This window comes from Anabaena sp. 4-3 (assembly GCF_001597745.1).
Lineage (GTDB): Bacteria > Cyanobacteriota > Cyanobacteriia > Cyanobacteriales > Nostocaceae > Trichormus.
In genome coordinates, this window is the sequence record NZ_LUHJ01000023.1 from 88,192 (window position 1) to 99,791 (window position 11,600).

At 39.6% G+C, this 11,600-nt stretch carries 8 protein-coding genes; 4 read left to right on the forward strand and 4 right to left on the reverse strand.

Going from position 1 to position 11,600, the window contains the following annotated elements:
* The first annotated feature begins 197 nt into the window (after nt 1-197).
* The 3 genes from A3775_RS06005 to A3775_RS06015 all read left to right on the forward strand — a co-directional run bounded on the left by A3775_RS06005 (nt 198) and on the right by A3775_RS06015 (nt 4,374).
* Nucleotides 198-1,232: an anti-sigma factor antagonist gene (locus A3775_RS06005; RefSeq protein WP_066376468.1), complete on the forward strand. Its 1,035-nt coding sequence runs from the start codon at nt 198-200 to the stop codon at nt 1,230-1,232.
* Nucleotides 1,233-1,749: 517 nt separating this feature from the next.
* On the forward strand, nt 1,750-2,682 hold the full coding sequence (locus A3775_RS06010; protein ID WP_066424231.1) for a phytanoyl-CoA dioxygenase: 933 nt from the start codon (nt 1,750-1,752) through the stop codon (nt 2,680-2,682).
* Nucleotides 2,683-3,093: 411 nt separating this feature from the next.
* A complete protein-coding gene (locus A3775_RS06015; protein WP_066424233.1) occupies nt 3,094-4,374 on the forward strand; it encodes a hypothetical protein in 1,281 nt (426 codons plus the stop codon).
* A gap of 114 nt (nt 4,375-4,488) precedes the next feature.
* Here the strand turns inward: A3775_RS06015 and A3775_RS06020 are convergent, their stop codons facing one another.
* The 4 genes from A3775_RS06020 to A3775_RS06035 all read right to left on the reverse strand — a co-directional run bounded on the left by A3775_RS06020 (nt 4,489) and on the right by A3775_RS06035 (nt 8,538).
* Nucleotides 4,489-5,916, reverse strand: a complete 1,428-nt coding sequence (locus A3775_RS06020; protein WP_066424235.1) for a ferredoxin:protochlorophyllide reductase (ATP-dependent) subunit N — start codon at nt 5,914-5,916, stop codon at nt 4,489-4,491.
* A 199-nt stretch (nt 5,917-6,115) separates the two neighbouring features.
* Nucleotides 6,116-6,841: a DUF5331 domain-containing protein gene (locus tag A3775_RS06025; protein ID WP_066376483.1), complete on the reverse strand. Its 726-nt coding sequence runs from the start codon at nt 6,839-6,841 to the stop codon at nt 6,116-6,118.
* Between the two features lie 29 nt (nt 6,842-6,870).
* Nucleotides 6,871-7,737, reverse strand: a complete 867-nt coding sequence (gene bchL / locus A3775_RS06030) for a ferredoxin:protochlorophyllide reductase (ATP-dependent) iron-sulfur ATP-binding protein (RefSeq protein ID WP_066376485.1) — start codon at nt 7,735-7,737, stop codon at nt 6,871-6,873.
* 543 nt (nt 7,738-8,280) lie between these two features.
* Nucleotides 8,281-8,538, reverse strand: coding sequence for a TIGR02450 family Trp-rich protein (locus A3775_RS06035; RefSeq protein ID WP_066376487.1), 258 nt, complete (start codon nt 8,536-8,538; stop codon nt 8,281-8,283).
* Nucleotides 8,539-8,743: 205 nt separating this feature from the next.
* Between A3775_RS06035 and clpB the strand changes: the two genes are divergently transcribed.
* A complete protein-coding gene (clpB, locus tag A3775_RS06040) occupies nt 8,744-11,362 on the forward strand; it encodes an ATP-dependent chaperone ClpB (protein ID WP_066424237.1) in 2,619 nt (872 codons plus the stop codon).
* Nucleotides 11,363-11,600: the final 238 nt, after the last annotated feature.

Consider the following 11,600-nt stretch of genomic DNA (forward strand, 5'->3'; position numbering starts at 1 on the left):
AGCAACGCGATCGCGCTGCATTGGCACAATAACAAGTATGTTTTTACTTCTTGTTCTATTGTGAATCTTTTGTGAATCTTTGCAGGCAATCTCTGCTTTAATTCTATGGCACTAACTATGAGTCATTATTTCTACTTATTTAACATGAGGTTAGGTGATTTTTTAGGACAAAATAATGTTTGGCAGATTAAATTTATATGGCAACGAAAGTGCAGAGCTTCATGACTAGCCAACCCACAGAGGTACAATTCCCAGTTACTACCTTAGATGAAATGGTAATAGTGCAGGTACCTGCGCGTTTAAGCGTAATTGAAGCAGTAAGCTTTAAGCATACCTGCCAAGAATTAACTCAAGAAAATTCTCACCCCAAACAAATCATTATTGATTTTCAGAAAACCACCTTTATGGATAGTAGTGGTTTAGGAGCCTTGGTTAGTAGTTATAAGACTACCCAAGAAAAAGGCATTGCCATGACTCTGCGGAATGTCACACCTCAAGTCATGGCAGTGCTAAACCTCACCGGACTAAACCAAGTTTTTTCTATTGAGTCTAGTAGCGAAACAGCATCAATAGACGCTGATAATTTGACTGACACCCAGAAGGGTGTTGAACTACCAACTACTCATCCATCTGTCAAATCTTGGATGAAACGATTTTTAGACATTATTGGTGCTTTGGTGGGGTTAGTAATCATGGGAATTTTGTTTATTCCCATCATGATTGCTATTAAAATTGATGATCCTGGCCCCGTTTTCTTTGGTCAGATTCGCTGTGGCTGGATGGGTAAACGATTCAAAATTTGGAAGTTCCGTTCTATGTGTGTAGATGCGGAAGCGAAAAAAGCACAAGTAACCAATCAAGTGGAAGGTGCATTTTTTAAAAATGAAAATGACCCCAGAATTACACGGGTTGGCAAATTTTTACGCCGCACTAGCCTAGATGAGTTTCCGCAATTTTGGAACGTCTTAAAAGGGGAGATGAGTTTAGTCGGAACTCGACCACCCACACCGGATGAAGTCGAACGCTATGAAGTCCCAGAGTGGCAGCGTCTGGATGTAAAACCCGGTATGACTGGCGAATGGCAAGTAAATGGCAGGTCTAAAGTCCGCAGTTTTGAAGATGTGATTAAGCTAGATTTGCTGTATCAGAAAAACTGGAGTTTAATGTACGATTTGAAGTTAATCTTCAAAACAGTTGCCATTGTATTTAATAGAAATAGCGGTGCTTATTAACCAGTTAGCTTCATTAGGATTCTGATGAAGTTTAGCACAAATTACTAACCAGTAAAAAAGTAAAATAGATATTGATAGTTAAGCAATGTCATCACTACTGGTTATAATATTTTCTAAGTTGCACGAGTCGATGACTAATTGGTAATCTCTCAAATTGCATTTCGATAAACTACTCTTCCTGAAAAATATTTCAGGGAGTTTTTTATTTTGTGAAAATTTTCATTTAACATAAAATTAATCATGATTTTATTAAAACTTCAAATTTGTCATTTTAATTTTGTTATTTATATTAATGAAATTTTTTGACATTTATGCCGATATGGCGGCCAAAAAAATTAAAAAATAGTTATTCTTATACAAATTATGCTTTTAGTCTAAATAGGAAATATTCTACTTAGACTTATTTCCAGTTTATGGTTGACAAAACTAGGGAGCGTAACGGCAAAATTAAAATATTTATACTTATATTTTAGCAAAAATTATACAGCGATTTGTTCTAAGTAAATTGTGATTAATTATGAAGACTATTGTCAAAAAACTTCGTAACGAAATAGTTCGCAAAATATATCAAATTCCATTGATCAGCCACTCAATTGACCATGAATATAAAGCAGCAGTAACAAATTATGCTAATAATTTACCTGCGCTTTCAGCAGATGACTCAAAATTAGTGGAAACTCTCAACAACGATGGTATTGTCATTACATCCTTAGAAAATATATCAATTCCCTTAACTCAGGAAATGCTCTTGTCAGCCAAAAGTTTGATGCCAAAAATATCCAAGAGCATTTCTGCAAATAAAAATGAATTTGCGCTGCATGCCACCTCTGAGCAAATCATAGAACATTCCAATATTTTTCTTTGGGGACTCCAACAAAGGTTGCTCAATATTGCTGAGAATTATCTGAGTCTACCAGTCGCTTATCACGGTGCTTATTTTCGTAGGGATATCAGTAATCAAGTTCAAAAAAAATCAAGGTTATGGCACCTTGACAAAGAAGATATAAGAATGATGAAAATTATTGTTTATCTGAATGAGATTAACGAAGATTGCGGGCCATTTCAATACATACCAAAATCTTTCACTTCATCTATTTTTAAATCTTTAAACTATGATTATAAATACCTTACAGATGAAACAATGGCAAAAGCTATCTCCCCATCAAATTGGCAATCCTGCATAGGAGCTTTTGGCACAGTGATTATTGCTGATACTGCTAGCATTTTTCATAAAGGAAAAGTTCCGGTATCTTCAGACAGATTTGCCATATTTTATGATTATACAAGTAGACAACCTAAACATCCTTTTTATTGTAAGTCTTCTCTTTCGGAAGATGCTTTATCTGCAATATCTACAAGTATCCCTGAACATCAAAAACAATATGTTTTTTGGCGAAAAAATTATCATCCTCAAGGTATAATTGCTAATTTAGCATTAGGTAAAACTTAAAGCTTGATAAATCACCTTTTTGATGAAGCTCTTAAAAATCTTCTATCAAAAAAAGTTATACAGATGATTACGCTCCAGAGGCTTCAGATACAAACATTGAGTTGTTGCTAGATGATAGAGCATTGGTATTAACAACCAAATTACAAGAGGTAAATCTTGTATGTAAGCTAGATTTACACACAAAATTTACCTGGATTTATTATAAGTTTCTATATTTAGGTGCGTAGTAAGTTAGGGTGATGTGCTTTACCCTCCCTGTGTTCACTGTGTTCTCTGCATTTACAAAATAGCCGCTATTTTATGAGATACTTTCCAACCCAAATTGGGAATACTAACTAAAGCGCAGCTACCTGCTGTCTAGAATTGCAATGGTTGATTGCGCTACAAGGCTTGAGTAAATAGGAGAATATTATGAGTCTACCAGTCACAGTCACTTTTATGCTTGCTGATTGGATTGTCAAAGGATTACGAGATCGAACATTGGAAAGGGTTGGGGGTGTAATTCGAGAAGTTGGTAGTAAGCGAGTTATTACTTGGTTAAGAGAATTAAGTCCTTCTGCCTCTCAAGCTATGCCCATAGGCTTAAATCCTGTAACTGGTGTACTCAATCTCATTGCTTCAGGAGCAAATGCAGCAATTTCTGCTCAAGGATTTGCTGATGTTAATCAACGTCTAGGAGGGATTGAAAATCAGTTAGGTAATATTCAGCAAACGATACAACGAACTCAAGGAATGTTGCAGATCACTACAGCTGCTAGTGTACTCAGTCTTGGTGTTTCAGTTATGGGTTTTACTGTAATAGCACAATCTTTAAAGGAAATAGAACAAAGACTACAACAATCACAAGAATTATTAAACAAACTTAACCGGAAAATTGACCTGATTACCTATGCTAACTTTCAGACTGGAATCGAATTAGCTATTAATGCTTTTACAATGAATAAAATTGAAAATCGCAGGAATAGTGCTTTACAAGCTATCAATCGTTTCTTAGAGGCAGAAAATATTTACAAAGACTATACCCTTCAGGAAATGTCTCAAAAAAGTCCAATTGTTAGTCAATATATAGTCACATTATCTTTAGCCTATATTGCAGAAGCACGTTGTTATTTAGAGTTAGAAGAACAGGAGACAGCTATTCGTCGTTTTCAGGAAGCCGCAAAAATTCTGAGGTTACTAATTAATAAATATATAGAAATTATGCTCACTTCCAACCCAGCAGTATATTTGCATCCTCAATTCAAAGGTCAGATTGATTTGGGAAGAATAACCAAAATTTACCAATGGATTGACCCTAATTTAGATGAAAATGCTGTATTTGATTTACAACGAGAAAATTTATTTAAAATAGCACAAGACTCTAATCATTGGTTATCTACCCTTCCCTCTGCTATTGTAGATCGTGGTGAAATTCAATGGGGAATATTTGGAGCTAATCCAACTCCACTGACAGGAAGATTTGAGAAAGAAGCTTATAAACGTCTTCCACAAATATTTGAGAACATGGAATCTATCATTGAAACCAATCGCCGTTTTGAATCTTATCAAACAGAAATACAGGCAATATCTCAACTAGGTATCAGCTTTCATGAATGGCTAAAATTAACTCCTATGCAAGAGAATAAACCAGAGGGTGCAGAATTAATGTATATAATTCCATCAACACCATTACAATTATCACTATCTACTTAACATTACTTCTTTCCTTCGCGTCTTTGCGCCTTTGCGCGAAACATAAAAAAAGGCGAAGCAAAGTTCGCCTGAAATAATTATTTTGTTAAGCCGTTGCTGATTGAAAACCCAAATTTAAATCTTCGCTTCTTCCTTAACCAACTTATCCCAACCCAAATCTTTCAAATTATTATTACGACGTAACGGACGAGTTACTAACTCTAAAATGTCACGGGCATTAGTGAAGCCGTGTATTTGAGCAAAAGTAAACTCTACAGACCATTTTGTATTAATACCCCGCGCTTCTAAGGGGTTGGCGTGCGCCATTCCAGTAATTACTAAATCTGGCTGTAAATCATAAATGCGCTGTACTTGATTGTAATTATCTGGCTTCTCGACAATTTTGGGCATGGGTACACCCATTTCTAGGCAAGCTTTCTCTAGCATTGCTAACTCAGCCGCTTGATAGCGTTTATCCATGTAGGGAATACCAACTTCATGAACAGTCATGCCACAACGGACTAAGAAGCGTGCTAAAGAAACTTCTAGCAGGTTGTCACCCATGAAAAATACAGACTTACCACGAATTAATTTTACATAGTCTTCTAAACCTGCCCAAATTTGTGTTTCCCGTTCTTCTAAGCCTTTGGGAGTAATACCAAACACTGAGCAGATTTTTTCAATCCAAGCGCGAGTACCATCAGGCCCGATGGGGAAAGGTGCGCCGATGAGTTTGCATTTACGGCGACGCATTAAGGTTGTGGCTGTACGACTGAGAAAGGGGTTGACACCAGCGACATAATACCCTTCTTCCAAGACTGGTAGTTCAGTAAAGCGTTTGGCAGGTAGCCAACCGGAAACTTTAATACCTTGTTTTTTCAGTTCTAAGGTTAATTGAGTCACAACGGGATCAGGTAGAGAACCGAAGAGAACCAAGGGCGGATGATCTACATACTCAGATTCTTCTTGAACTACTTCTTCTTTTTTCTTACCGAAGTTGAGCAGCTTTTGAATAGCATTGCGATCGCCTATGGCGGGGCGTAGCCCATCGCCTTTTTCATTTTCCACTACAGGAGCATGATCAGGACAACGATTAGCCATTGCTGCTAAAACGGTGTCTTCTCCTTGGGTAAAGGCGTAATCTAAGCCGTTAGCACGGGCGACAACAATGGGAATGCCAATTTCACCTTCTAGCTTCGGTGCTAACCCTTCCAAGTCCATTTTGATGATTTCAGTGGTGCAAGTGCCAATCCACACAATGACGCTAGGGTTGCGATCGCGTTTTATTTGTAAGCACAATCGCTTTAGCTCTTCATAATCATTCAGTTTTGCCGAAATATCCCCTTCTTCTAACTCTGCCATTGCATAACGGGGTTCCGCAAAAATCATTACCCCCATCGCATTTTGTAGGAAGTACCCACAAGTTTTGGTTCCAATCACCAAAAAGAAACTATCTTCTATTTTTTGATATAACCATGCCACACAGCTAATGGGGCAGAAGGTGTGATAATTTCCAGTTTCACACTCAAAGTTTAAAGCTGTTGGTTGTTGAGCGACGGTCATTTTGATTGTTCTCCCCTTAATATCTCAAGGCAGGTGAATATAGGGTCAGCATCTGAGGGGGTGAGTAGTAAGTGGGAAGTAGTGAGTAGTAAGTTTTACTCCCTATTTCCTACTCCCTATTCCCTACTTCCTCATCCTGTGGTGGTTTTCGGCACATAACACCAACTAATAATCCCTAAATTCAACAGCAACGGTTTATTTATGCGTTGGGGAAGAGACGGGCAATTTCTGATTCATCAAAAACGCCAGCAGGTAATTCTTCCCCCATCAAATCATTATTTTCTTCACCCTGTTCTAAGGATGTTGCATCACTCCAAACATCAGATAACACTTCACTAAAAGCATTTTCATCTGGTGTTTCCAGTTCATCGAGAATTTGTTCTTCCAGCTTTTCTACAGTTCCACCAGCGACATCAAAGGAAATATCACCAAAATCATCTTCTTCTGAGTTAGTGACTGCAAGGGACTCATCTGTGAGTCCGTTGAAGGTATTGTCCATGTCGCCGACTATCAGCGTTTGAGAATCAACATCTCCACCAAAACCATTGGTGTCAGAAATTGTGAAAGCTTCAACTTCCGTGTTTTCCTCGACTTGCGCCGGTGACTCCTCTGCTTCAAATTCTGGTTCTGCTGCTGGAATGACACTGTTACCGAGAGCAATGTCTGGATCAAAATTTAATTCCAGTACCTCAACTAAAGTATCCGCATCAGGATTTAACTTGGAAAAGGGAAACATTAACTGCGCTAACTTTGGTTCTAGCGCATTCACCACACCTAGGATGAGGTGCGAAGGTGGACGCTTCCCACCATCAGGTGTATACACTGATTCCACTTGCATCTGGAGTTTAATCCAATCACGATTAGCTTGGAAGAATTGCAACCACTTCTGTCTAATCGACGATGTAAAGCTATCAAAGAAAGCCATATTGACCCTCATCCTCAAAACTAGATGATTTATACAATCATCAAGTCTAATTCTTCTTCAGGAATAGGAACCTGTGGTTTATGCGGATTTAAATAAAAATCTGACAATAAAGTAAATAATTCTCGATCTGGAGCATCGTTTGGAACTACTCCTTCAGGTCGTGCGAGAATTTGGTCAGCAATGTTCAGGTAGTAGTCGCAAACGTAGTTTAACGTCGGATCAGACTCTGCCATTTCAAACAAAGTTTTCCCTTTGACGCGAGATACACGGATATCTTCTATTAATGGCAAGACTTCTAATATCGGCATTGGCACAGCTTCCACATACTTTTCAATCAAGTCGCGTTTGGAGGTGCGGTTGCCGATTAACCCCGCTAGACGCAGTGGATGAGTTCGTGCTTTCTCTCGCACTGAAGCCGCTATCCGATTGGCAGCAAACAAGGCATCAAAGCCGTTATCAGTGACAATCATACAGTAATCTGCATAATTGAGTGGTGCTGCAAAACCACCACAAACAACGTCACCCAAGACATCAAACAAGATTACATCATACTCATCAAAAGCGTTGAGTTCCTTCAGTAATTTTACGGTTTCGCCCACAACGTAACCACCACAGCCAGCACCCGCAGGTGGGCCGCCAGCCTCAACACAATCCACTCCACCATAGCCTTTGTAAATTACGTCTTCCGGCCAGACATCTTCATAGTGATAGTCCTTTTCTTGCAAGGTATCAATAATGGTGGGGATTAAAAATCCAGTCAGGGTAAAGGTGCTGTCATGTTTGGGATCGCACCCAATTTGCAGCACTTTCTTGCCGCGTTTGGCTAGGGCGACAGATATATTACAGCTAGTTGTGGATTTGCCTATCCCACCTTTTCCGTAAACTGCTAGTTTCACTGTTGTTTGCCTCTTATCGTTTTTTTATCAAACTCTTGGGTAAAACCTTCGCCTTCACCTAAACGCAGACGGTGATGTGTGAGGTATGTGAGTGTGATTATTGACGAAATTCCACGGGAAATAAAGGGGGGTTAAATCTAAAAAATGGCGATAAATAGCTTCTGATTGAGACTATAAGAAAATTTCTTTTATATTTTCTCAAAATCATTTTAAATAATTGAATAAGCTTTTTTGCTTTTATTTATAATTTTAATTTTATAAAATTAGTTACAATAAACAAATTATCAAAATAACGTATTATCAATATTTTGAAGACATTTATATGACTCTAATGTTGTGCGTGTAGAGTCTGTCAGCGAGGACTAAAGTTCTTACTACAAACTAATTTGTGACAGTTGGGTAATTTATACGAGAGAAATAAGGTAAAAGTTGGGGGATCAGACTCCGTTTACCTGTACCTCAAATTCGCCTATTCAGAAAAGATTAGCTGAATAGAACTTTTTTGTAAAAAAATATTAATTTTTTAAATCTATCTAGGCTTGACTAACTGCCTGATTCGGTTTCAATTGCCTCAATTTCTTTCAGGGATTGCCATCCGGGTTGCCACTGCGAATTATCTTGTAATAATTTAGCGTTCATCCAAAACCGGACGTTAGGATCACAAGCTGCAACCATTTCCGCATAAACCCATTTACCCTGATTTTTGCGGTTAGCAACTTGGAAGTGTCTCCAGCCATCTACTTTTTTTGTGGCTGTCCACTTAGAACCGAGTAAGAAAGGAAATTTTTGTTTTTTGGTCATTGGTCATTGGTCATTAGTCATCAGTCATTAGTTATTCTCGCCTATACCCTTATCCATACTCCCTACTTCTAGATATTGAGAATACTACTTGATGAAGACGTGAAGACCGATCCAGCAATTTGTGCCATTGTTCTTAAAATGGCGATATAAGAACAATTTGTTCTATCTGCACTTTTGCGTCTAGAGTGGTAGCCTAAATTAGCCTATGCAACCAACTAATCCGAACCAATTTACAGAAAAAGCCTGGGAAGCGATCGCCCATACACCTGAGATTGCTAAACAGCATCAACAACAGCAGATAGAAAGCGAACACCTGATGAAAGCCCTGCTGGAACAAGACGGTTTAGCCAGTGGAATTTTAACTAAAGCAGGTGTGAACTTACAAAAAATTAATGACCGTACTGAACAATTTATCCAACGTCAACCAAAAGTCTCAGGTAGTAGTACATCTGTATACTTGGGACGGAGCTTAGATACACTCTTAGACCGGGCTGAAGGATATCGTAAAGATTTTAAAGACGAATATATTTCTATTGAACATTTATTCTTGGCTTACGCTAAAGACGATCGCTTCGGCAAAGGTTTATTTCAAGAATTCGGTTTAGACGAAAACAAACTCAAAAATATTATTAAACAAGTTCGTGGGAGCCAGAAAGTGACCGACCAAAATCCAGAAGGAAAATACCAATCACTGGAAAAATACGGGCGTGATCTCACGGAAGCAGCCCGCAAAGGTCAACTTGATCCAGTAATTGGGCGGGATGACGAAATTCGTCGTACTATCCAGATTCTATCTCGTCGTACCAAAAATAACCCGGTGTTGATTGGTGAACCGGGCGTAGGTAAAACGGCGATCGCCGAAGGATTGGCGCAGCGTATTGTCGCGGGTGATGTTCCCCAATCGCTGAAAGACCGCAAACTCATAGCTTTAGATATGGGTGCTTTAATTGCGGGGGCAAAATTCCGGGGTGAATTTGAGGAACGCCTAAAAGCTGTATTAAAGGAAGTCACCGAATCTGGCGGTAATATAGTTTTATTCATCGATGAAATTCATACTGTTGTCGGCGCAGGTGCGACTCAAGGCGCGATGGATGCGGGTAACTTGTTAAAACCGATGTTGGCGCGGGGTGAGTTACGTTGTATCGGGGCGACAACTTTAGATGAATATCGTAAATATATAGAGAAAGATGCCGCTTTAGAAAGACGTTTCCAGCAAGTTTATGTAGATCAACCCAGCGTTGCGGATACAATTTCGATTTTGCGGGGGTTGAAGGAACGGTATGAAGTTCACCACGGGGTGAAAATTTCTGATAGTTCTTTAGTGGCTGCTGCGACATTATCTAGTCGATATATTAGCGATCGCTTTTTACCAGATAAAGCCATTGACTTGGTAGACGAAGCCGCAGCTAGGCTGAAAATGGAAATTACATCTAAGCCAGAAGAACTCGACGAAATCGACCGCAAGATTTTGCAGTTGGAAATGGAGAAGCTATCTTTACAAAAAGAAAGTGATGCAGCTTCCCGCGAACGTTTAGAAAGGCTGGAAAAAGAACTGGCTGATCTTAAAGAAGAACAGAGAACCCTGAATGCTCAATGGCAGTCTGAGAAGGATATTATTACAAAACTTCAGTCTGTCAAGGAAGAAATTGACAAAGTTAACTTAGAAATTCAGCAAGCAGAGAGAAACTACGACCTCAACCGGGCGGCGGAGTTGAAATATGGTAAGTTAACCGACTTGCACCGTCGCTTAGAAGCGACAGAAAGGGAATTATCCCAAGCCCAAGGTACTGGTAAATCTCTGTTACGGGAGGAAGTCACCGAAGCTGATATTGCGGAAATTATTTCTAAGTGGACGGGAATACCAATCAGCAAGTTAGTGGAATCGGAGAAAGAGAAACTGTTGCACTTAGAAGAAGAATTACATCATCGTGTGATTGGACAAGACGAAGCGGTGACAGCTGTTGCTGATGCAATTCAGCGATCGCGTGCTGGGTTGGCTGATCCTAATCGTCCCATTGCTAGCTTTATTTTCCTTGGCCCCACTGGTGTAGGTAAAACCGAACTAGCGAAGGCGTTAGCGTCGTATATGTTCGACACGGAAGAAGCACTGGTACGGATTGATATGTCGGAATACATGGAGAAACACGCAGTTTCGCGGTTAATCGGTGCGCCTCCTGGTTATGTAGGTTACGAAGAAGGCGGACAACTCACCGAGTCAATTCGTCGCCGTCCTTACGCTGTCATTCTGTTCGACGAAATCGAGAAAGCACACCCAGATGTGTTTAATATTTTCCTACAAATCCTTGATGATGGTCGTGTAACTGATGCCCAAGGTCATACTGTGGACTTTAAGAACACGATTATTATTATGACTAGCAACATCGGTTCACAGTATATTCTGGATGTGGCTGGGGATGATACAAGGTACGATGAAATGCGTCATCGGGTGATGGAGACGATGAGAAATAGTTTCCGGCCTGAGTTTCTTAACCGGATTGATGAGATTATTATCTTCCACGGTTTGGATAAGAAAGAATTGCGGCAGATTGTACAGTTGCAAGTGGAGAGATTAAGGGATAGGTTAGGCGATCGTAAGATGTCTCTGAGACTTTCGGAAGCTGCTCTTGACTTTTTAGCTGAAGTAGGGTATGACCCAGTATTTGGGGCGCGTCCACTGAAGCGGGCGATTCAGCGCGAGTTAGAAACGCAAATTGCTAAGGCGATTTTGCGTGGTGAGTTTAATGACGGGGATACAATTTTTGTCGATGTGCAGAATGAAAGGTTGTCTTTTAGTCGTTTACCTGTTGAGGTGTTTAGTAGTTAGTTGAAGATTGGTTCGCGCATACGCCGTTAGGCGTTCCCGCAGGGTAGGCGCAAAGACGCAAAGGGGTAAAACTGCCTCTTTGCATTTTTTTGACTAATTTTAATGTATAGTGCAAATGATACCAACAAACTAGCTAGTTAAACCGTTACTACTGGTTACAACTTGTGTTTTTAGCTAAATCAAAAAGAAGCCCCACATCTGACCCGATAGGGCAGTGTGGGATGAATTTTTGGGTGAT

Coding starts and splice junctions, on each gene's coding strand:
- A3775_RS06020 (WP_066424235.1), bottom strand. CDS start 5,916: ATGACCGTCGCTCAACAACCAACAGCTTTAAACTTTGAGTGTGAAACT.
- A3775_RS06010 (WP_066424231.1), top strand. CDS start 1,750: ATGAAGACTATTGTCAAAAAACTTCGTAACGAAATAGTTCGCAAAATA.
- A3775_RS06025 (WP_066376483.1), bottom strand. CDS start 6,841: ATGGCTTTCTTTGATAGCTTTACATCGTCGATTAGACAGAAGTGGTTG.
- A3775_RS06035 (WP_066376487.1), bottom strand. CDS start 8,538: ATGACCAAAAAACAAAAATTTCCTTTCTTACTCGGTTCTAAGTGGACA.
- A3775_RS06015 (WP_066424233.1), top strand. CDS start 3,094: ATGAGTCTACCAGTCACAGTCACTTTTATGCTTGCTGATTGGATTGTC.
- A3775_RS06005 (WP_066376468.1), top strand. CDS start 198: ATGGCAACGAAAGTGCAGAGCTTCATGACTAGCCAACCCACAGAGGTA.
- clpB (WP_066424237.1), top strand. CDS start 8,744: ATGCAACCAACTAATCCGAACCAATTTACAGAAAAAGCCTGGGAAGCG.